The following is a 21,526-nucleotide window of genomic DNA, read 5'->3' as shown; positions in this document are numbered from 1 at the left end:
CAATCTGCCGGAGCACGCTGGGGTGGGCGTTAGTTGTCGAGTCTCAATCGTGGTTGGTCCAGCTTAAGGAGCCGGCCTCCTTGCCACACCCGATGCACGAGGGGCACACCGGGGCGGTACATCAGGTGCAGCCATGACGGGGCGGCCAAGCTCACGAGATCAGCTCGGGCTCCTGGCGTCACCACCCCCACATCGTCGCGTCGAAGGGCTGCTGCGCCGCCTGCAGTTGCCGACCACAGGGCCTGCTCGGGCGTCATATCCATCTCGCGTACCGCGATGGCAAGGCAGAAGGGCATTGACGAGGTGAATGCGGTACCCGGATTGCAGTCGGTAGCCAACGCCACCGTCACGCCAGCATCGAGCAGGCGACGGGCGTCGGGGTAGGGCTGTTTGGTGCTGAACTCGGCGGCTGGAAGCAGGGTCGCCACCGTCCCAGTGGCTTTGAGAGCGTCAATGTCTTCATCGGATAAGAAAGTGCAGTGATCGACCGCAGCCAGACCCAACTCGCAAGCGCGCGGGATGACCTGCGAGGGGCCAAGCTGTGCTGCATGGAGGCGAAGACCCAACCCGGCGTCCTTGCCAGCACGCAGGATTTCGAGAGTTTGGTCGGCATCGAAGGCACCGGTCTCGCAGAACGCGTCGATCCAGCGCACATATGGGCGCACAGCTTGCAGCATGTCACCGCACACTAGGTGGACGTACTCGTCAGGCTGGCACTCAGGCGCGACGACGTGTGCGCCCAGGAAGGTGACCTCGTCGGTGTGAGAACTGGCCACTCGCGCCAGCTTGACCTCGGTCTCGACGTCGAGCCCATACCCCGTTTTGGCCTCCACAGTCGTCGTCCCGCTGCGTGCCATTTCGTGAAGGATCCCAGTCATGACGGCGTCGAGGAACCCTATCGAGGCTTCCCGAGTGCGCTGAACAGTACGTAATATCCCGCCAGCCTGGTACTTCTGCCCGTTCATTCGCGCGTCGAACTCATCGCTGCGGTCACCGGCAAAGATCGGGTGGCTGTGGGAGTCGACGAAGCCTGGAATGACGCAGGCCCCGGCCATATCGGACTGGTGATCGGCGGCCGGCGCATCCGCCGATGATCCGACCCACACAATCCGGTCCCCCGAGATCACGACGGCTGCGTTGTGGATCTGCCCGAGGGAGCCAGTGCCGACAGATGGATCGTTGGTAACGAGCAGACCAATGTTATTGATGACGGTGCTCACGAGTGACGACCTCTCAGTTCTTTCAGAACGTGGCGCAAGTCCTCGGCTGTCGCGGCGTCATGGTGATTCCACTGTCCGGCGACGATGGTGGCCGCGATGTCGTCGGCCGTTGCTACCAGGGGCCAGCGCATTGGATCTACCCCAGCCAACCGTACTGATGACGGATCGACGACGGCAATATCTGCCGGGTCCCCGACGCTCAACCCGACGGATCCAGGTGTGGCAGCTCGGCGCGAACGTGGCTCGGGCGCCGGACGCAGGCTTTCGACTCCATTTCGGGTGCCGATGGTCCACAGCGCGTCACAGCTGACGACACCTCGCGTTCCGGTGGCCAAACGAGCAGTGGATTCCAACATCCGTAACTCAGCAAACGGGTCGGTAACGACGTCTTCGTCAGTGCCAATTGTCATACGCACTCCGGCGTCGTGCAGATCTTTGATTCGTGCGATGCCGTCACCGAGATCGGCTTCAGTGGTTGGGCATAGGGACACGACGGTATCCGAAGCCGCAATCATGGCGATGTCGGCGTCGTCCAGGTGAGTGGCATGGACGATGGTGGTGCGGTCAGAGAGCACCCCAGCGTGATCGAGCACTGCGGTTGGCGTCAGACCATGTGCGGCCAAACATTCGGCGTTTTCACGGGGCTGCTCGGAGACGTGAATATGGATAGGCACGCGCGGCGGCAGCCCCGTCACAGCGGTGGCCATCTCGTCGGGGCTGACGGCTCTCACCGAATGGAGGGCCGCGCCCATCGTCGCCAACGGGGAATCCGGCAGGGCATCGCGCAGTGCGTGCCAACGCTCCAGCCACCGTTCAACGCTGCCGTCCCCGAACCGTATTTGATCTGCGCCAAGAGGCGCTCCCGGCCCGGCGTGAAGGTAGCAGGTGTCGAGGATAGTGATACGAATCCCGGCCTCAATAGCCGCGCTGACAAGGGCTAATTCCATTGCATGATCGGGGTAGGGCGTCCCGTCAGGCTGGTGATGAACGTAGTGGAATTCGCCCACACTGGTGTAGCCGGCCGCCACCATTTCTGCGAAGGCAGCTCGCGCCAGCCGGTAGTAGGAGTCCGGGTCGAGGCAGGTGGCGAGCCGGTACATGTCAGTGCGCCAGGACCAAAAATCCTCGCCGGCCCCGGCCCCGCGCAGTCCACGGTGAAAAACGTGGGAGTGGGTATTGGCGAAACCAGGGACGCCGACCCCGTTGAACGTGTGGTGATGAGGTTCGGCGCCTACCGCCACTGCGGTGACGACGCCGTCGTGGGTCTCGATGCGCACATTGTCGGTAATCTGCCCGCTAACGAGGGCTTTCGGGAAGAACCATTCGCTCATTTGACGAGCTCCTCGAGCACGGTTTGTAGCGCCTCGACCCCGGCTTCGCAGTCGGCGTCGCTGGCGGATTCCGCAGGACAGTGAGACGCGCCGGTGGGATTGCGCACAAAGAGCATCCCGGTAGGCATCGTTGTCGCCAGCGTTGCGGCGTCATGTCCGGCCCCGGTCGATAGCTGCGGGGTGTTCTCGCCGAGGATCTTTAGCATCCGTGCGCGTAACTCGAAGGAGGTGCGATCAGTCCACGACTCGCGAGTCCAGACCACTTGGCATCCATGCTTGTCAGCGGCGGTTTTTGAGGCTTGCTGGATGTCTTTGACGACCTTGGTGACGGTCTGTGACGCCTCGGCTCGGCAGTCCAGCCACATCGTCGCGGCTGAGGCAATGACGTTGGTGCCGCCCGGTTCGACATTGATCCTGCCGACCGTTGTGACGCACCCCTCCCGCTCCGCTGCCTCACGAGCAGCCAGCACGGTCTGCGCCACCGGGAGGACGGGATCGTGACGATCACAGATGAGGGTCGTCCCGGCGTGGTTACCTTGGCCGGTGAATTCGGCACGCCACCGGCCATGTGGCCGCACCGCCGTGGCAATAGCGACCGGATGCCCCAGGTCCGCCAGTCCGCGCCCCTGCTCGACGTGCAACTCAATAAAGCACGACGCTGTCAGCAGAACGTCATTGGGCCCGATGAGATCGGGGTCCAAACCGGCTGCTCGCCACGCGTCCGGCAAGGACTGGCCATCGCGAGCGACGAGTTTGTGGGCCTCGGCTTTGCTGAGCTTGCCCGCTGCCAATCGCGACCCCAAACAAGGCATCCCGAACCGGGCGCCCTCTTCGTCGGCCATTGCGACGATGGCCAAGGGTTTCGACGGCGTGATTCCGGCGTCCCGCATTGTCGCCACCGCCACCAATGACGAGACGACACCGAGAGGCCCGTCGTAGGCTCCGCCGCCGGGCACGGAATCTAGATGTGAGCCTGTCAGGACGGCGTCTGGGCCGGGCGTCCCCCACCACGCCCAGATGTTGGCGTTCATGTCTGTGACGATTGTCAGCCCTATCTGGGTGGCCTTGGCTACGAACCATTCCCGCAGCGTCACCTCTTCGGGGCGCAGGCAAAATCGTGAGTAAGAGCCGTCCCCGTTGCGTCCGATCTCGGCGATCTCAGCCAGTAGAGAGGCTGCGGTCCAGGAGGTCATCACTTCACCAATCCGTCGATGAGGGCATCATCGACCAGGTACGGCAGGGTAATCTGAGCGTCGTCGTGTTCCCGGTTGAACTCGGTGGCTGTCTCGATGGAGTGATCGTTGCGTGCCCAGCCGCGTCGGGCCACCCCGCACATGACATCCCACAGCAGGGAGCTGCGAATGACGGCGTCGACCCGTTCGGAACCGTCAAGGACGAGGCCAAACCCGCCATTGATAGCGTTACCGATGCCCGTCCCTCCGCCGTTGTGCAGGGTCACCAGGCTCATGCCGCGCGCCGCATTGCCGGCGAAGCACTGGGTAGCCATATCGGCCATGACATTGGAGCCGTCTTTGATGTTGGCGGTCTCGCGGAACGGGGAATCGGTGCCTGAGACGTCGTGGTGGTCGCGTCCGAGCATGACCGGCCCAATCTCACCGTTTCGGACCATCTCGTTGAAGCGTAACGCGATGTCCATGCGGCCCTTCGCGTCTTGGTAGAGGATGCGCGCCTGGGTTCCTACCACAAGGTTGTTGGCCTCGGCGTCACGGATCCAGATGTAGTTGTCCCGATCCTGGCCTCGGCGATTCGGGTCGATGCAATCCATCGCGGCATGGTCGGTGGCAATGAGGTCGTCATGCTTACCGGATAGGCACACCCAACGGAATGGTCCGTAGCCGTAGTCGAAGAGCTCCGGCCCCATGATGTCCTCAACGTAGGACGGCCAAATGAACCCGTTTCGGGCGTCTCCGCCCTTGGCGATCTCGGTCACCCCAGATTCAAAAACGGTGGCCATGAAAGCGTTGCCGTAATCAAAGAAATAGGTGCCACGGTCGGTGAGGGTCCGGATGAGCTCATAATGCTTGCGCAAGGTCTCGTTGACGCGGCGGGCATACTCGTTACGGTCGCGGGCCAACAACTCAGTGCGCTGCTCGAAAGTCAGACCCTGCGGGCAGTAGCCGCCGTCGTAGGCTGCGTGGCAGGAGGTTTGGTCTGACAGCAACGGAATGTCGATGTTGTTATCGACGGCGTACTGCAGCAAATCGACGATGCTGCCGTGGTAAGCGATGGAAATCGGGGTGCGATCCTCGATGTGCTTTTTCGCCAGCGTGAAGACCTCGTCGAGGTCATCGGAGACGTGGCCCACCCAGCCTTGGTCAAGTCGGGTCTGGATGCGCGACATATCGACCTCGGCAATGATCCCGACGGCGTGAGCGATCTCGGCGGCCTTGGGCTGAGCCCCGGACATGCCTCCCAGACCCGATGAGACGAAAAGCACCCCGGAGAGGTCCCCGTCAGCGGGAATGCCCAACCGGATTCGCCCTGCGTTGAGAATGGTATTGAAGGTGCCGTGGACGATGCCTTGCGGGCCAATGTACATCCAGCCTCCGGCGGTCATCTGGCCGTAGTTAGCGACCCCCATCTCTTCACAGATCTCCCAATCTTTCTGGTTGTCGAAATGGCCAACCATGAGGGAGTTCGTGATGATGACGCGCGGGGATTCCGGGCGTGACGGGAACAGCCCGAGTGGGTGACCGCTCATGACGACCAAGGTGGTGTCCTCGGTGAGCTGAGAAAGGTACTTCTTGATGAGTCGGTATTGCAGCCAGTTTTGGCAGACACTACCGGTTTCGCCATAAGTGACGAGCTCATAGGGGTACAGGGCGACGTCGAAGTCGAGGTTGTTGTCGATCTGCACCTGGAACGCCTTGCCCTCGGTGCAACGGCCCTCGTACTCGTCGATCGGGCGTCCCTTAATATGCCCGGCGGGACGCCACCGGTAGGCGTAGATGCGGCCATAGGTGCGCAATTCTTCGAGGAACTCTGGGGCGGCTTTCTCGTGGAGTTCGGGGGGCAGGTAGCGCAGAGCATTACGCAGTGCGATCTTGGTCTGATCGGGGGTGAGGTGGAATCCGCGTGACGGAGCTCGTCGGATACCGGGCTCGAAAACCGGGTCAGGAGGGAACTCGGTGTCGAGCTTGATCGTCATAGCTGCGGTAGTGCTGCTGTTGTCGTACATCGTTCAGTTCCCCCAGATGCGTTCGGTGTGGCGCCGTTGTGGCACGACGATCCCGGCGAGGTCACACAATGGCCATGGGCGAATCGCGTCGGTGTGATCGCCGTGGGTCCCCTCGTCAAGGAGACACCCCTGACGGTATCACTATGGGCGGTCGGTCAGCTTCGCCTGCTGATATAACCCCAGACCAACCCATGATTTACCGCTATGGGGGCCGTGCCTGGAGAGCTCGCGGCATGATCGCAACCGCCGCGCGGTGATCGGGCCGGTATCGGGCTGGGCGTTAGTCCATGACGACGACGTCGTCGGCGCGCACCCTCGTGGCTCAGATGAGTGCGGCATTGCGCTCGTCGGGGCCATGAGCCCATGTGGTGGCATAGTCCGGGGATTTTCCAGCGTCGATGTGGCGGCGGATGAGTCGCTTCATCCGTAACTGAGGGGCAACGTTGACGTACCAAGCCTGTGCCAATAGCGGTGCCAGCAAGGACCATGGCTCGTCGTCGAGGAGCAGATAATTGCCTTCGACGATGACGAGAGGCACATTTTTCGGCACCGGAATCGCCCCGGCGATGGGCTCACCGAACCCGTGCTGGTACATCGGGGCGTATATGACCGGCTCCCGGGCGGCTGCCAGTCGTTGCACCAGTGACAAAAATCCCCAACTGTCGAAGGTATCGGGCGCTCCTTTGCGGTCAGCGCGCCCGAGGCGTTCGATTTGTCCCTGGGCAAGGTGGAAACCATCCATTGGGACGACGGCGCACTTATCGCCCAGCTGCTCATCGATGAGGTGGGACAGGGTTGTTTTGCCAGCACCTGGTTCACCGCACAGGCCGAGCACACGGCGACGCCCGGACCTCGCTAGGGCCCGGGCGCGTTCGACTGCTTGATCTGGGGTCACGTCAGATAACGTTGACGAGGTCGCAGACGAAAACTAGCGTTTCACCGCCCGCGATCACGCCGGGGATTCCTTGCGGACCGTAGGCGAGATGGTGGGGGATGACGAGTTTGCGTCGCCCGCCGACCTTCATGCCCTGGACGCCGTCATCCCATCCGGGGATCACCTGGCCAGCTCCGAGCTGGAAGGTTAGCGGCTCACCGCGATTCCACGACGAATCGAATTCACGGCCATTGCTCAGGGCCACTCCGACGTAATGCACCTCGACGAGGTTGCCGGCGGTGGCTTCAGGGCCGTCACCGACGGTGATGTCCTCGATGACGAGGTCCTCGGGGGCGGAATCGGGCAGGGTCACTTCGGGCTTGCTCATGACGATAACCCTACGGGATCACCGCAACGAGCTTGACGACGTCTGTCAGCCTTCGACGTTAATTAGCCCAGAGTGGTAGGCCTTGACCAGATGTCGCGGGACCCGCAGGATTTTGCCCTCAACGCGGATCTCAACCAACTGTGTTGGCGTGGTCTTCCACTGGGCCCGCCGATGACGCGTGGTCGAACGGGACTTCTTTCGCTTCGGTACTGCCATGGTCTCACCAGCTTGACTTCGTGATTCCGGGGAGCTCGCCGCGGTGGGCCATCTCACGGAAACGGATACGGGACACACCGGCCTTGCCAACATAGCCACGAGGGCGTCCGTCGACTTGGTCACGGTTACGCAGCCGCACGGGGGATGAGTCGCGCGGCAGAGTAGACAGTTTACGCGATGCTGCCATGCGTTCGTCCAATGAGACGTCGGGGGATGTCACGATGGCTTTGAGCTTGGCGCGCCGTTCGGCGTATTGGGCTACCAGTTTCTCGCGTTTTTTCTGGGCAGCAATCTTGGATTTCTTGGCCATTAGCGGGTCTCCTTGAATTCGACGTGACGGCGCACGATGGGATCGAACTTCTTGAGGACGAGACGGTCCGGCGTGTTGCGTCGGTTCTTTCGGGTGACGTAGGTGTAGCCGGTTCCAGCTGTCGATCGCAGCTTGATGATGGGGCGCAGCTGTGTGGACTTTTTGGCCATCAGATTTTCTCTCCTCGAGTGAGCATTTCGGCGACGACTTTGTCAACACCGCGGCGGTCGATCTCTTTTATGGCCTTAGGGGTCAGAGTCAGGGTGACTTTTCTGCCCAACGACGGCACCCAATAGCGCTTTTTATGGATGTTCGGGTTCCAGCGGCGCCGGGTGTGGCGTTGGGAGTGTGAGACGTTGTTGCCGAATCCTGGCTTGGTGCCGCGGACCTGACAGCGTCGTGACATGGGTATCTCCTGCCATTGGTTGCTTATGAGAATCATTATCATATACTGTCAGTGGCGAGATGAGAACTCGTCATACGCCGGAAGGAGACCAATGAAGCAAGGCATCCACCCCGACTACCATCCGGTGGTTTTCAGGGATATCTCGGCGGGCATGATCTTTCTGACGAGGTCAACAGTCACGAGCTCGACAGAAATCGAGTGGGAGGACGGCAACACCTATCCAGTCGTCGACGTCGATATTTCTTCGGCCAGTCATCCCTTTTACACCGGCAGGTCCAAGATCGTTGACGTCGCCGGGCGAGTCGAGAAGTTCAACCGGCGCTACGGCAAGAAGTAGGTGATGGCGTATCAGAGCCGCTCAACAGGCTGGAGGTGATTCATTGACGTGGTGATGAGGCAGGGAACCTGGACCCGACCGGCAACGAGGAGTGTGCCGTCGCCGGTCGGCATGCCGACTGATCCCTGGCATTGTCCGGTCCCTGGGCGCGGCATCCGCATTGGCGGGTGCCGCGCATTGCGTTTCTTGGCGCGTCGCTCCGTGGAGGGGCCTTGTGGTGCTAGGCCTCCTCGCGGAAGACGGGGATCTGGTCAGAGGAAGCGTCCGCGCAATACGACCAGCCGTCGTCAAACTCGGTGAGTGCTTTGATGGTGCGCACCCTATTGCGGATCATCCATCCGGCCATCCGGCCCCGAGCCGTCTTGGCAGTGAAAGAGATAACCTTCCAGCGGCCTTGACGATCCCGCGATTCGAATCGCGGTGAGATGACCTTGACGTCGATGCCTTCGACAGCCTGGAAATATTCCGCCGAGGCAAGATTGACAATGGCTTTCGGCCCTGGAGACTCTTCGAGGTCGGCTGCGACAAGGTCGATGATACGGTTTTGCCACCAACTGGCGACGGTGGTGCCACGGTCGGTGTGCAAGGGCGTACCCATTTCCAAGCGGTAGGGCTGGATGCGGTCGAGGGGCCGCAAGACGCCGTACAAGCCGGACAAAATTCGCAAAGTTTTTTGAGCCTCGGTCCAGTCTCGGGTGGAGAAGGATTGCGGATCCATGCCCCGGTAGACGGCTCCGTCGAAGGTCACTGCGGCTGGCCGGGCGTCGTCAGGGGTGCCGGGTTGGAAGCGGCGATACCGCTCGACGTTGAGGGTAGCGATCTCTTCGGAGACGTTCATGAGGGTGCGCAATTGTGCAACCGACTTGCCAGACATGATATTGGCCAGCTCGACGGTTTGATCAAGCAAGCGGGGTTCAGTGGTGCCGCGTATGGACGCGGGGCTTTCAAGGTCCAGCGATTTTGCGGGGGAAATCAGGGTCAGCACACGGGCAGCTTATCGGGCAGGTCCGGCACGAATACCGATACCTGAGCCCCCGGCTTTACTATGAGTGGCGGTCAGAGATAATGGCTGTGCGGAAAGGGGTTCCTGTCGCATGGAGACACCGAAATTCCAACGGTGCCACGAGGATTTTGTGTGCGATCACTGCGGATGGCAGGTCCGCGGTAACGGATACACCGACCATTGCCCCCACTGTCTGTGGTCGCTACACGTCGACAATTCTCCGGGAGACCGTGCAAATCCGTGTCGAGGCCCGCTGGAGCCAGTCCAAGTGGAATTCGGTCAACCCACCAAGGTGTATTACACATGCCGCACATGCGGCGCACAACGGAAAGTGCGCGCCGCTGACAATGACAGCTTTGACGCGATGCTGGACATTGCTAAGAATGCGACGGCCATGTTCTTCAGCCGTTAAACGGTGTGCGGCTGCTCACCGGCCGGATCACGCTCATCGACTGACGGAACTGCCCCCGTCAGTCGGTGAGGTCACTGGGACTAATATCGTCTGATGCCTTCTCGAAGACTTCCGCGAAGTGACACCGGCAGGCATGTTCGCTATGCCCGTCGGAGTGCATCGTCAGAGTGGTTTCCTTGTCCGAACACAGTGGCTGCGCCCGCCAACACCTGGTGTGGAACCGGCATCCAGAAGGCGGGTTTGCCGGGGAGGGCACATCACCGTGCAGCAGGATTTGGTGACGTGTTCCCCGTGCCGAAGGATCGGGCACCGGCACCGCCGACAGCAAAGCCTGGGTATACGGGTGAGTGGAGCGTTCGTAAATCTGCTCTTCGTCACCGATCTCCATGATCCTGCCGAGGTACATCACGGCTACCCGATCGGAAATGTGGCGCACTACCGACAGGTCGTGGGCGATGAAGATGTAGGCCATCCCTAGCTCCCGCTGCAATTTCTGAAGCAGGTTGACGACCTGGGCCTGCACCGAAACGTCCAGTGCTGACACCGGCTCGTCGCACACCAGCACCTTAGGGTTCAGGGCAATGCCTCGGGCAATTCCGATGCGCTGACGCTGACCACCGGAGAACTCGTGCGGGTAGCGGTTGATGTGTTCTGGGTTGAGCCCGACGAGGTCGAGCAGTTCCTTGACCCGTTCGGTTCGCTTGCCACGCGGTACGGCGTCAGGGTGGATCCGGAACGGCTCACCGACGATGTCGCCGACGGTCATGCGCGGATCCAACGAGGTGTAGGGATCCTGGAACACGATCTGGATGTCACGACGCAGTTTGCGCATCGCCGATCCCTTGAGGTCGGTGACGTCGCGTCCCTCAAAGGTGATCCTTCCTGACGTCGGCAGCTCGAGGTTTACCAGCAGACGCCCCAGTGTGGACTTACCGCATCCGGACTCTCCGACGACACCGAGCGTCTCACCCGGGTAGAGGTCGAAGCTGACCCCGTCGACGGCTTTGACGTGGCCGACGGTGTGACGCACCAGCCCAGACTTGAGGGGGTAATGCTTAGTGAGGTCGCGCACCGACAGGATCGGTTCAGCTGTGGTGTTAGCGGTCACGATGGAGGACCTCCTCGGTGTGGTGGCAGGCGGCCCAGCGTCCGGGCTCGACCTCAATGAATGCGGGGGCACCGCCGACGCGGCACTCCGGTGTGGCCCAACGACACCGCGGGTGGAAGGAGCATCCCGAGGGCAGATTTGTTAGGGATGGTGGCAGTCCGCCGATGGCGTAGAGCTCGGTGCCTTTTTGGTCCAGGCGCGGAATGGAATCCAGCAAGCCCACGGTATACGGATGGGCGGGGTTGTCATAGAGGCGGTGGACATCGGCGTGCTCGACGAACCGGCCACAGTACATGACCGCGATGTCGTCGGCTACGTCGGCCACCACCCCAAGGTCGTGGGTAATAAGGATCAGCCCCATGCCGGACTCTTCCTGGAGCTCCTTGAGTAGGGTCATGATTTGAGCTTGAACGGTGACGTCGAGGGCAGTCGTCGGCTCGTCGGCGATGAGCACCCAGGGATTGAGCGCGATCGCCATCGCAATCATGATGCGCTGACGCATACCGCCAGAGAACTGGTGAGGGTAATTATTAGCGCGCTCCTTGGCAGCCGGGATATGGACCCTCTCCATGAGGCGAATTGCCTCAGACATCGCATCGGAGCGGTTCATACCGCGGTGAATCCGGAACATTTCCGCGATCTGCCATCCGACCGGGAATACCGGATTAAGCGACGATAACGCGTCCTGGAAGATCATTGAGATGTGTTCGCCCCGGATCTGGCGACGCTTTTTCTCCGGCATCGTGAGCAGATCTACCCCGCAGTATTCAATGCGCCCGCCAGTGATCTGGGCTGGTGGAGAGTCGAGGATGCCCATAATTGCCTGCGCGGTCACCGACTTGCCCGATCCCGACTCGCCGAGGATGGCAAGGGTCTCGCGTTCCGACAAGGTGAAACTCGTCCCGTTAATGGCCTTGGCCACCCCGTCACGGGTGCGAAACTCGACGTGCAGGTCGTCGACCTTGAGGAGCAGCCCGTCAACCGGTTCTAGGTGAAGCCGGGCGCTAGTAAGTGTTTTTCGTGCCATGTCGAAACCTCAGTGCTGTTTGGGGTCGAAGGCGTCTTGTGCCGCCTCGCCAAGGAAGATGAACGCCAGCACCGCCAGCGACAGAAAAAGTGACGGAAATAGCAGCATAAATGGCGCTGATCGGACGTATCCCAATCCGGAGGCGTCAGAAATTGACACGCCCCACGAGATGGCTGGTTCCTGCAAGCCGATGCCTAGGTAGCTCAGCGTCGCCTCGATGGCAATGTAGGCGCCCAGATTGATGGTGGCCACCACGATGACCGGGGCCACGGCATTGGGCAGAATGTGCGAGCGGATGATTCGCCACGACGACGCCCCCAGAGCCCGAGCCGCCTGAACATAGTCGTGCGGTAACACCTGCAATACTGACGACCTCATCAGCCGTGCGATGGATGGCCAGCCGAGGATGACGATCGCTCCCACCACCTTGAGCACCATGACGAGGTAGGGGGTGCCTGGCTCGTTGGGGAAGGTGTACAAAATGATGATGCCGCCGAGCAGCAGCGGGATGGCGTAGAAAACGTCTCCGGTCCGGCTCAATAGAGTGTCGAGCCAGCCCCCGCGGAACCCCGCTATGAGACCAATAAAAGCGCCAAGAATGGTTGTTCCCAAGGTGGCGAGCACACCGACGAGGATCGACGATCTAGCCCCGTACACCGTCCTGGAATATACGTCACACCCCTGGATGTCGGTACCAAACCAATGCACCGGTGAGGGTATGTGTCGGGCTGCGGACAGGTTGCAGTCGGTGGGATCTTTTGAGGTGAAGACCGCTGGGATGGCGGCCATGACGAGGAAGATGACGATAAGCGTCACCGATATCCAGAACAGCGGATTGTGTTTGAGGGAGTTCCAGGCGTCATTCCAGACTGAGCGCGGTTTGGAATTACCTAGGACATCGTTGTCGCCGGGCGCGGGAGTGGCGATGGCTTCCGGGCCACTAGCGCCGAGAAGGTTCGTACGTGGCTCAGTCATGGCTGATCCTCGGGTCGAGCACCCCGTACAGCAGGTCGACGAGGAGGTTTGCGAGCAGATACACCAACACCAGACAGGTCACCGCCCCGACTACCGAGACGCCGTCGCGCTGGTTGATCGACCGGTAGACGTAATTGCCGATCCCGTTGATATTGAAGATGCGCTCGGTGACGATGGCACCACCCATCAGGGCACCGAAGTCATACCCGATGAAGGTGATGACGGGGATAAGAGAATTGCGCAGGGTGTGCACAGTGACGATCCGCGACGGTGACATGCCCTTAGCCTTGGCCGTACGTACATAGTCGGCCCGTTGGTTCTCTAGCAGGTTCGACCTTGTCAGACGCGCAACGTAGGCCACTGACAACGCTCCCAGTACGAGTCCTGGCAGAATGAGTGTTCCCCACGAGCCGTCACCGGCTGTCACCGGGAACCATCCCAGCCGCAAGCCAAAGATGAGCTGCGCCAGCGAGCCGATGACGAAAATGGGGATTGAGATGACGATGAGGGAGGACACCAGGACGAAATAGTCAATGAACTTGCCGCGCCGTACGCCGGCCCACACACCGGCGAGGATGCCGACGACGATCTCAACGAGCAGGGCAATGATGGCTAGCTTGATTGTCACTGGGTATCGGGCGGCGAGCTCTGAGACGACGGTGTTGCCGTAATAGTCGACACCGAGATTGCCGTGCAACAGTTTTTCCAAATACAGGCCGTACTGGACGAGTAACGGCTTGTCTAGGTTGTACTCGGCCCGGAATGCCGCCACGTAGGCCGGTGGGCAAGGACGTTCACCGCAACGTCCAGCCGTCGGGTCGCCGGGGAGGGCGAAGACCAAACAGAAGATGATGAACGTCGTCCCGATGAGCACCGGGATCATCTGAAGGATGCGTCTGACGATGTATCTGAACATGGTGTTCCTCACGACACCGTCGGTCCACCGAGGCTCGGTGGACCGACGGGTGCGTTCTCAGGGTGAATTACTTCACGCTGACCGACTGGAGGTCAATCGTGCCGAATGGAGTGAGCTTGACATTGGCGACCTTGTCTGACCACGCGAAGGGGCTCGACGTCGTCCACAGCGGGATGTTGGGTGGATTGTCCGCCAGCATTTTTTCAGCCTCTTGGTACAGCTCGTTCGCCTGTGCGGCATCGGTGGCCGCTGCGGCGTCCTTCAGCTTGGCGTCAAAAGCTTTATTCGAGTAGTCGTTGTCGTTGCTCGAGGCGCCGGTGGCGTACAGCGGGGTCAGGAAGTTCTCAATGGACGGGTAGTCCATCTGCCATCCGGTGCGGAAGAAGCCTTGGAGCTGACGCTTGTTGACCATGTCGCGCAGCGTTTTGAAATCCGGAGTGACCTTGAGCTGGCACTTGAGGCCAAGGTCGTTCTTCCAGCCGTTGCAAATGGCCTGCGACCATGCCTTGTGGTCACCATCACCGTTAACCGCAATTGTCAGGGTGCCGTTGTAGCCGCCCGACTTCTTGTACAGCTCGACGGCCTTGTCCTTGTCGTACGTGCACATCTCGCCGCACTGGCCCTTCTTGTACCCGTCGACGACGGGGGAGACCCAGCCGTCAGCAGGGGTCCGGGAGCCGGCGAAGATTTGCTTCGTAATCGTCGCTCGGTCGATGTCCATGCCGAGGGCCTGAATGAGGTCCTTGTTACCGGCAAGCTGCTTGTCCTTGCTGGAGTAGGTCAGCGTCTGGTTGATACCCGCCTGACGGATGCCCCAGCGGCCAGAGAGGTCGTTCTTCCACTGATCATTGGTGAGCTGATCGGTCGGGATGAGGTCGTTGATGTCGAGGTTATTGGCGACGGTGTCGTTGTAGGCCGGGCTAGCGTCGTTGTAGATCTTGAAAGTGACCTTGTCGACGTGGCCCTTGTATGACCCGGCGTAGTTCTCGTTCTTGGAGACAGTAATCGCTGTGGCGGTGTTGTCTGTGACCTTGTATGGCCCGGCGCCGATCGGCATCTTTTCCCACTTCTTGTTAGTCGGATCCTTGAGGAAGGCGTCCGGCAGCGGGGCAAAGGCGGTATAGCCCAGACGCATCTCGAGGTTAGAGACTTTCTCAGTGGTCTTGATGGTGAAGGTGTGGTCGTCGACGACCTTGAGACCGCTCATGGTGTTGGCCTTGGGCTTGGTCTTGCACGTTTCGTCACTACACTGCTCGTCGGCGTAACCCTCGATCGGCTCGAAGAAATAGGCGGACTGCTGAGCATTGGGGCCGTAGGCGGCCCAGTTCCAGCCGTCGACGAAGTTCTTAGCCGTGACTTCGCTGCCATCGGAGAACTTGTATCCCGGCTTGATCTTGACGGTGAAGGTCTGGTTGTCCTTCGTCTCGATGGACTCGGCGATGTCCAGCTCTGGCTTGGCGGTGTCGGAGTTGTAGTGGATGAGACGAGCAGTGACGGCGTCGAGGATATTTCCGCCGCATGTCTCGTTGGTGTTGGACGGAATAAGCGGGTTCTGTGGGGTGCAGCCGCGAACGGTGATCGATCCACCGTCCTTGGCCGGGGCACTGTTATTGCTACCGCCAGTGGCCGACGCCCCGGAAGCCGTGTCGTCCTTGGCTGCGACGTCCTCGCCGCAGGCTGACAATGCCATCAAGCCTGCGAGGGACAGCGCAATGAGTGGCCTCATTCGACGCATGGTGTCTCCTTTTTGCCTCACGTCGGCATCGAACCGACGGTTTCGGGACACCATGCCACCATGGGGCAGTATTCGTCAGCTGTTTCGAAGGGCTGAGACCATATCGTGACCAATTTGAAACATGTGTAAAGTCATTCCGCTTAAGTGGACATCAATCTCACGATGTGAAGATATCTGGGGCAGAACGCCGCGTCATTGCAGGCTTTGAGGACGGCTAGCCGGACAAGTCGTCGTGTCGCGAGGTGTGCGAAAGGGGCCCACGCCCGCAGGCGTGAGCCCCATTAAGCCCTCGTGAATCAGGAAATTTCGTCGACGAGGGCCTTCGTGAAGACGGGTAGATCGTCGGGGTTGCGCGAGGTGAGCAGTACCCAGCCGTTGCCAGGGCAGCGGAAGAGCTCCTTATCCACCCAGGTCGCTCCAGCATTTTCAAGGTCGGGGCGAATGGAGATGTAAGACGTCAACGTCTTGCCCTTGGCGACGCCGGCGTCAATGAGCACCCAGGGGCCGTGACAGATAGCCCCAATCGGCTTGCCAGCGGCTGCGAACTCCTTGACGAGGCGGCGTGCATCGTCGTCAATACGCAAAGTATCTGCATTAACGGTGCCGCCGGGAATGACGAGCAGGTCGTAATCGGAAGCATTGGCGTCGGCGAGCTTGGAATCGGCGCTCACCGTGGATGCCCAGTTTTTGTCGCCGGTGACGGTCTGAATGGACTCGCCGCTATTGGAAGCGACGGTCACGTCGATGCCGGCTGTCTTGAGAGCGTTGAGAGGATCGACGAGCTCGGCCTCCTCAACTCCAAAGTCGGTGACGGCGATGAGAGCGCGTGCCATAGTGGTTCCTCCTTCTTGTTGCGTTCGGTGAATACAACAAGCCCCCAGGCCGACGTATTCCGCGACTCGGTTTCCACAGGCTCGATCCTGGTGCCGCACCGCAACAGACGGAAAAGCGCATGACATGTGGCGATGAAAACCATCACCTGGCGCATCAGATGGTCGGGGTGACAGGATTTGAACCTGCGACCTCTTCGTCCCGAACGAAGCGCGCTACCAAACTGCGCCACACCCCGCGACCACGGTCATACTCCCCATGGGGAAGGCCGACGAATACTTTAACCCAGCTTGGCCGAAACCGCCAAGCCGACCTTCATCGGGGCCGGGGCATGAGGGTAAGCAGGGTCGCTTCTGGGCGGCAGAAGGTGCGATACGGAGCAAAGGGGGAGCACCCTATCCCGGCTGAAACATGCAACCATGCGGTGCGCCCATCGCAGGTGTGCTTCGAAAGCCCCTTAACACGGTCGGTGTCCAAATCGCAGTTGGTGATGATCGCCCCTGTGAAGGGCAAACACACCTGCCCGCCGTGAGTATGACCCGCGAACACGATGTCCATGTCGTCGCTCACCATGGCGTCGAGGATCTTGAGATAGGGGGCATGGGTGACGCCGATATTGAGGTCGGCATCACTGTCGGCTGGGCCAGCCACTTTTTCGTAGTGGTCGCGGTTGTGGTGGGCGTCGTCAGTTCCGCGGAAGGCCAATCGATGACCGGCCACCTCAAGCGTCCCCGAATTGTCGTTGAGGTCGAGCCATCCTGCAGTGGTGAAAGCCTGGCGAAGCTCCTCGTGGGGAAGCTCCGGCACCGCCTCGTCGGTCAGATGAGATCGTCCCCGCACAAGGTACGACAACGGATTCTTAAACTTCGGTACCAGGTAGTCGTTGGACCCAAACACAAAGGCCCCAGGCCGTGTCAACAGCCCCGACATGTCGTCGAGGAGTGGCTGGAGTGCCTCGGCTGAACAAAAGTTGTCGCCGGAATTAATGACGAGGTCAGGTTCAAGGGCGGCGAGTTCTCGGATGAACTTCCGCTTAGCGTTCTGGCGCACTAACAGATGCACATCAGACATATGAAGTATGCGTAGCGGTGCACTCCCGGGAGTGAGTATGGGCACCTCGACGCGACGGACGACGAACCGACGCGCCTCGATAGCTCCGTAGGCTAGACCAGATGCGCCGATCCCGATAACGCTAGCCGCTGCTACGAGCGCTGGTTTCATGGTGGTTCTCATGTCAGCGAGGCTTCGTCGCTCCAGGTGGGTTTTGTTGGCCACCACCGTTGTTACCCCCATTATTTCCGCCGTTATTTCCTCGGGCATTGCCATTCCCGGAATTTCCATTGTTGTTGCCGGGCTGGGGTTGATTATTGGGTGGATTCTGCTGGCCGCCGGGTTGGTCATTTCCAGGGTTGTCTGGTTGATTCTGCTGCGGCGGGGCGAACGTCGGTTGAGGCTCTGGCTTCGGTCCCTTCGATACCTTGAGGGCCACGGTGACTCCAGAGCGGGCCGACCCCTCGGGATCAGTGCCAAGGTAGGTACCGGGCTCCGTGTCGTCCCAGACACGCCACACATTAGTGCGGAATCCCGCCTTGCGGAGGGCATCCCTGGCCTGGGAATACGTCATTCCGTCAGTATTTGGAATCGGCATAAGCTTGCCGTAGCGCACCTCGTCAGTGGGAGACGCAAAGTCTGTCCTGGGCTTGTCCTGGAGGACAGCGACCATTGCTGCGCGGTAGATCTTGCCGGCGTCACTGCCACCAGAACCGTTGAGACGGACACCTGGAGTGGTCTCAATGCCCTTGATGGAGCGGGAGCTATCGCCACGGAAGTAGGAGTTGCCGCTGTCCGCAGCGATCATCGCTACACCGGCAGCTTGGGGGGTGTATCCGTTGAACCAAGCAGCCTCATGGGCGTCGGTGGTACCGGTCTTGCCAGCCTGCGGATAACCACCCGGAATCCTTGCCGCCGCACCTGTGGCATCCATGACGCCCGAGAGCACCGAATTGACTCCGTCAGCAACCCACTGAGGCATGACTCGCTTGCAGTTGCCGGTCGGAACCTTGATCGGTGAACCATTGCGATTCTTGACCGACTTGAGGATGATCGGGTCGCACTGGATGCCGCGTGAAGCAAAGGTTGCGTAGGCCGAAGCCATAGACATCGGGGACACGTAGGCGGTACCGAGAGTGAACGACGGCACGTTCTGGAAACTCTTGACGATATCCTTATCGCTGGAGAGCTTGACGCCAGTATTCTGAGCCATCTTGGTGACGTCACACATGCCGACGTCCTGCTCTAGCTGGACAAAGTAGGTGTTGACAGACCATGCAGCCGCTTCGCGCAATCCGATGTCCCATGAGTGTCCGGTCGAGTTGCGCACTCGGAATGGCCCCGACTTAAAGCTGCCCGTACAGTTGGTGAATTTTTCACCGGTGAAGTCCATGGGGGAAGACGCAGTGTAGTGCTTACTCATGGGTATGCCCTTGGCAAGGGCGGCAGCGATGGTAAAGGCTTTAAAGGTCGATCCGGCCTGGAAACCGGTGGCCCCGCCCATCGAACTGGGTGCCATGTAGTTGTAATAGGTCTGCCCGGACTTTTGCCCCATGACGGGGCGAGATTGCGCCATCGCCATAATCAGACCGGTCCCCGGCTGAATAATGGCCGTTCCAGCAAGAACAGGGTCCCTGGGTCCGACAACGTCGGAGACAGCCTTCTGGGCGGCGTCCTGAGTTTTTGGGTCGATATTCGTCTGGATCGTCAACCCACCGCGCTTGACCAATTTCGCTCGTTCCTCTGGGTTCTTACCCAGACTCGGCATCTGCAACAAGCTGCGATATGCGTAATCACAGATAAACGGGTACTTCGATGAAATGCAGCCGTTCTTCGGATAGAAAACCTTCGACTTGTCGAAGACGACCGCCTCGGCCTTCCGTGCCTGGTCAGTGGTAATGACGTTGAGCTGAGCCATACGCGCTAGCACGATATTGCGGCGGTTCATGGCGGCCTCGGGGTGGTTCACCGGGTCGTAAGCCACTGGATTTTGTACGATGCCAGCCAGCATCGCTGACTGGGCAAGGTCAAGTTTGGCGGCCGTCGTCCCGAAGTAGTGTCGCGCTGCGGCCTCGACGCCGTATGCGCCGTCACCGAAGTAGGCAATGTTGAGGTAGCGCTCCAGGACTTGCTGCTTGGAGAGCCTCTTCTCGATCGCCACCGCATAGCGCAACTCCTGCAACTTTCGGGTGATCGTTGGCTCCTGGGCGGCCTGTACGCCCTCCTCATTGCCCGCAGCTACCGCAGCCTCGATGCGAATCTGCTTGACGTATTGCTGGGTGAGGGTGGAACCGCCCTGCCGTGCTGATCCGCTGACGTTCGTTACCAGTGCGCGTGCGGTGCCTTTCAGGTCGATTGCGCCATGGGAGTAGAACCGGTTGTCCTCGATGGCGACCTGGGCGGTTTGCATCTGCTTGGAGATCTTCGACAACGGGACGTATTCCCGGTTCTCGTCATAGAAAGTGGCTAGTACTGAGCCATCGGCCATGAGGATGTGAGACTTTTGAGCCTGCGGGGTGCTGATGAGCTCGGCAGGCAGATCATCCATGCTGGTAGCGATGGTCTTGGTAGTTCCGCCGACCAGAGCCGCGACGGGCACGATGAATCCGGCCATGATCAGTCCGGCCAGGATGCTGACGATTCCGAACATGGCTAAGGGGTAGAGCTTGCCGTGCCTGTCTGAGCGCATGGCATTCAGAATACGTGAGGGTTCAGACATACCCCAGGATCGCGGGCACGTCGTCCACGGGTTTACCCCTTGTTCCTACTATCGTGGCAATCGCGCCTGATGGCCATATGTGCGTCACGGCGTCACGCAAGACACTGCGCGCTCCCGTCATCGCCATGGCGGAGAGGCCATACTGACGCCGGTTAGACTTTGGTGTCCGAACCTGGCAGGAGGGTTGATGACGCGAGTCGTCCAGAAATTTGGTGGGTCCTCAGTGGCTGATGCCGCATCGATTAAGCGTGTGGCGCGCCGCATCGCCGCGACGAAACAGGCCGGCAATGACATCGTCGTCGTCATCTCAGCAATGGGTGACACCACTGACGACCTCATGGACCTCGCTTTAGAGGTTTCCCCACAGCCCGCTCCACGAGAACTTGACATGCTCCTGACTACGGGTGAGAGGCAGTCTGCTGCCCTACTCGCGATGGCCCTGTCAGATATTGGGATCCCGGCACGCTCGTACACCGGCTCCCAGGCTGGAGTCATCACCACTGCAGCCCACGGTAATGCACGCATTATTGACATCACCCCTGGGCGGATCGAAAAATCCCTGGAGGCCGGGGATCTCGTCATCGTTGCAGGTTTCCAAGGGGTCTCCCAGACAACAAAGGACGTCACCACGCTGGGCCGAGGGGCGTCTGACACCACCGCAGTTGCCCTGGCCAGCTCCTTGGGGGCTGATTATTGCGAGATCTACTCTGACGTTGACGGTGTTTTCACCGCTGATCCACGCATCGTTAAAGGTGCCCGACGCATCCCGAAGATCTCTTACGAGGAGATGCTCGAAATGGCCGCCTGCGGTGCGAAGATCCTCCATCTGCGTTGCGTCGAATACGCTCGCCGCGAGAACGTGCCCGTGCACGTGCGTTCCTCGTTCTCTGACAAACCTGGCACCTGGGTCATGGACCCTGCCGACATCACGAAGGGATCACACATGGAAGAGGCCATCATCTCGGGTGTGGCCCACGACCGCTCGGAAGCCAAAATCACCATCGCTGGCCTTCCCGATGCGGTGGGGCGCGCCGCTCAGATCTTCGAGATTATCGCTCGGGCTGACATCAATATCGACATGATTGTCCAGAACGCATCTCGGGTCATGAATGGCCGCACCGACCTCTCCTTCACATTGCCGATGAGTGACGGACCGACGGCAGTCCGCGCCCTAACCGCTGTCAAAGACGAGTTGGGCTATGAACAAATCCTCTACAACGACCAAATTGGCAAGGTGTCGGTGGTTGGCGTCGGGATGAGGTCCCACCCCGGGGTTACGTCGACATTTTTCCGCGCCCTGGCCGACTCTGGCATCAATTTGCAGATGATCTCGACGTCCGAGATCCGTATCTCGGTGGTTGTAGACGCCGACCAGGTCGACGACGCCGTTCGTGTTGCCCATACCGCCTTCGGGCTCGACGCTGAGGGCGAAGCCGTCGTCTACGCCGGGACCGGCCGCTGAGGCAACA

Annotated in this window: 22 protein-coding genes and 1 tRNA gene; 3 read left to right on the top strand and 20 right to left on the bottom strand. The window is 60.4% G+C overall.

Features of this window, described 5'->3' with window-relative positions:
- Window positions 1–29: 29 nt before the first annotated feature.
- The 10 genes from hutI to rpmB form a co-directional block, all read right to left on the bottom strand.
- The gene (gene hutI, locus FYJ43_RS10065) at window positions 30–1,220 is read right to left on the bottom strand and encodes an imidazolonepropionase (RefSeq protein ID WP_326833542.1); all 1,191 of its coding nucleotides are present in this window, start codon (window positions 1,218–1,220) and stop codon (window positions 30–32) included.
- Window positions 1,217–2,551, bottom strand: a complete 1,335-nt coding sequence (locus FYJ43_RS10060) for a formimidoylglutamate deiminase (protein WP_154564336.1) — start codon at window positions 2,549–2,551, stop codon at window positions 1,217–1,219. Before FYJ43_RS10060 ends, hutI begins: the two co-directional genes overlap by 4 nt.
- Entirely contained in the window at window positions 2,548–3,744 is a 1,197-nt protein-coding gene (locus tag FYJ43_RS10055; RefSeq protein ID WP_154564334.1) for an allantoate amidohydrolase, read from the bottom strand. Before FYJ43_RS10055 ends, FYJ43_RS10060 begins: the two co-directional genes overlap by 4 nt.
- Window positions 3,744–5,750: a urocanate hydratase gene (locus FYJ43_RS10050; RefSeq protein WP_195839959.1), complete on the bottom strand. Its 2,007-nt coding sequence runs from the start codon at window positions 5,748–5,750 to the stop codon at window positions 3,744–3,746. The genes FYJ43_RS10055 and FYJ43_RS10050 overlap by 1 nt, the downstream gene beginning before the upstream one ends.
- A gap of 322 nt (window positions 5,751–6,072) precedes the next feature.
- Window positions 6,073–6,645: a nucleoside/nucleotide kinase family protein gene (locus tag FYJ43_RS10045; protein WP_326833541.1), complete on the bottom strand. Its 573-nt coding sequence runs from the start codon at window positions 6,643–6,645 to the stop codon at window positions 6,073–6,075.
- A gap of 1 nt (window position 6,646) precedes the next feature.
- Window positions 6,647–7,012: an FKBP-type peptidyl-prolyl cis-trans isomerase gene (locus FYJ43_RS10040; protein ID WP_154564332.1), complete on the bottom strand. Its 366-nt coding sequence runs from the start codon at window positions 7,010–7,012 to the stop codon at window positions 6,647–6,649.
- Between the two features lie 45 nt (window positions 7,013–7,057).
- Entirely contained in the window at window positions 7,058–7,228 is a 171-nt protein-coding gene (rpmF, locus tag FYJ43_RS10035; RefSeq protein WP_154564330.1) for a 50S ribosomal protein L32, read from the bottom strand.
- Window positions 7,229–7,232: 4 nt separating this feature from the next.
- Window positions 7,233–7,538 carry a 30S ribosomal protein S14 gene (gene rpsN / locus FYJ43_RS10030; RefSeq protein ID WP_154564328.1) on the bottom strand — a complete coding sequence of 102 codons (306 nt, stop codon included), beginning with the start codon at window positions 7,536–7,538 and terminating at the stop codon, window positions 7,233–7,235.
- A complete protein-coding gene (rpmG, locus tag FYJ43_RS10025) occupies window positions 7,538–7,708 on the bottom strand; it encodes a 50S ribosomal protein L33 (protein ID WP_002528180.1) in 171 nt (56 codons plus the stop codon). Before rpmG ends, rpsN begins: the two co-directional genes overlap by 1 nt.
- Window positions 7,708–7,944 carry a 50S ribosomal protein L28 gene (rpmB, locus tag FYJ43_RS10020; protein ID WP_154564326.1) on the bottom strand — a complete coding sequence of 79 codons (237 nt, stop codon included), beginning with the start codon at window positions 7,942–7,944 and terminating at the stop codon, window positions 7,708–7,710. The genes rpmG and rpmB overlap by 1 nt, the downstream gene beginning before the upstream one ends.
- Window positions 7,945–8,035: 91 nt before the next feature.
- Between rpmB and FYJ43_RS10015 the strand changes: the two genes are divergently transcribed.
- Window positions 8,036–8,281: a type B 50S ribosomal protein L31 gene (locus FYJ43_RS10015; RefSeq protein ID WP_154564324.1), complete on the top strand. Its 246-nt coding sequence runs from the start codon at window positions 8,036–8,038 to the stop codon at window positions 8,279–8,281.
- A gap of 220 nt (window positions 8,282–8,501) precedes the next feature.
- Here the strand turns inward: FYJ43_RS10015 and FYJ43_RS10010 are convergent, their stop codons facing one another.
- A complete protein-coding gene (locus FYJ43_RS10010; protein ID WP_326833540.1) occupies window positions 8,502–9,266 on the bottom strand; it encodes a YaaA family protein in 765 nt (254 codons plus the stop codon).
- 109 nt (window positions 9,267–9,375) lie between these two features.
- Here FYJ43_RS10010 and FYJ43_RS10005 point away from each other — a divergent pair, with 109 nt between their 5' ends.
- Complete coding sequence (locus FYJ43_RS10005) at window positions 9,376–9,696, top strand: RNHCP domain-containing protein (protein ID WP_154564322.1); 321 nt, start codon at window positions 9,376–9,378, stop codon at window positions 9,694–9,696.
- A gap of 58 nt (window positions 9,697–9,754) precedes the next feature.
- Here FYJ43_RS10005 and FYJ43_RS10000 read toward each other — a convergent pair whose 3' ends face one another.
- The 9 genes from FYJ43_RS10000 to FYJ43_RS09960 form a co-directional block, all read right to left on the bottom strand.
- Window positions 9,755–10,804 carry an ABC transporter ATP-binding protein gene (locus tag FYJ43_RS10000; RefSeq protein ID WP_326833539.1) on the bottom strand — a complete coding sequence of 350 codons (1,050 nt, stop codon included), beginning with the start codon at window positions 10,802–10,804 and terminating at the stop codon, window positions 9,755–9,757.
- On the bottom strand, window positions 10,794–11,831 hold the full coding sequence (locus FYJ43_RS09995; RefSeq protein WP_154564320.1) for an ABC transporter ATP-binding protein: 1,038 nt from the start codon (window positions 11,829–11,831) through the stop codon (window positions 10,794–10,796). Before FYJ43_RS09995 ends, FYJ43_RS10000 begins: the two co-directional genes overlap by 11 nt.
- A 9-nt stretch (window positions 11,832–11,840) precedes the next feature.
- Window positions 11,841–12,758, bottom strand: a complete 918-nt coding sequence (locus FYJ43_RS09990) for an ABC transporter permease (RefSeq protein ID WP_326833560.1) — start codon at window positions 12,756–12,758, stop codon at window positions 11,841–11,843.
- Window positions 12,759–12,798: 40 nt separating this feature from the next.
- Window positions 12,799–13,722: an ABC transporter permease gene (locus FYJ43_RS09985; protein WP_154564316.1), complete on the bottom strand. Its 924-nt coding sequence runs from the start codon at window positions 13,720–13,722 to the stop codon at window positions 12,799–12,801.
- A 67-nt stretch (window positions 13,723–13,789) separates the two neighbouring features.
- The gene (locus FYJ43_RS09980; RefSeq protein WP_154564314.1) at window positions 13,790–15,457 is read right to left on the bottom strand and encodes a peptide ABC transporter substrate-binding protein; all 1,668 of its coding nucleotides are present in this window, start codon (window positions 15,455–15,457) and stop codon (window positions 13,790–13,792) included.
- A gap of 296 nt (window positions 15,458–15,753) precedes the next feature.
- A complete protein-coding gene (locus FYJ43_RS09975; protein ID WP_154564312.1) occupies window positions 15,754–16,290 on the bottom strand; it encodes a type 1 glutamine amidotransferase domain-containing protein in 537 nt (178 codons plus the stop codon).
- 159 nt (window positions 16,291–16,449) lie between these two features.
- Window positions 16,450–16,526: transfer RNA gene (locus FYJ43_RS09970), tRNA-Pro, on the bottom strand.
- Between the two features lie 77 nt (window positions 16,527–16,603).
- Complete coding sequence (locus tag FYJ43_RS09965; protein ID WP_229771696.1) at window positions 16,604–17,521, bottom strand: metallophosphoesterase; 918 nt, start codon at window positions 17,519–17,521, stop codon at window positions 16,604–16,606.
- Between the two features lies 1 nt (window position 17,522).
- A complete protein-coding gene (locus FYJ43_RS09960; protein WP_195839958.1) occupies window positions 17,523–20,057 on the bottom strand; it encodes a transglycosylase domain-containing protein in 2,535 nt (844 codons plus the stop codon).
- A gap of 187 nt (window positions 20,058–20,244) precedes the next feature.
- Between FYJ43_RS09960 and FYJ43_RS09955 the strand changes: the two genes are divergently transcribed.
- Complete coding sequence (locus FYJ43_RS09955; protein WP_154564308.1) at window positions 20,245–21,519, top strand: aspartate kinase; 1,275 nt, start codon at window positions 20,245–20,247, stop codon at window positions 21,517–21,519.
- The last annotated feature ends 7 nt before the right edge of the window (window positions 21,520–21,526 follow it).

This window comes from Cutibacterium porci, assembly GCF_009696315.1.
GTDB lineage: Bacteria > Actinomycetota > Actinomycetes > Propionibacteriales > Propionibacteriaceae > Cutibacterium > Cutibacterium porci.
The sequence above is the reverse complement of the archived record's forward strand: the minus strand, read 5'-3'. Positions and strand labels throughout refer to the sequence as shown.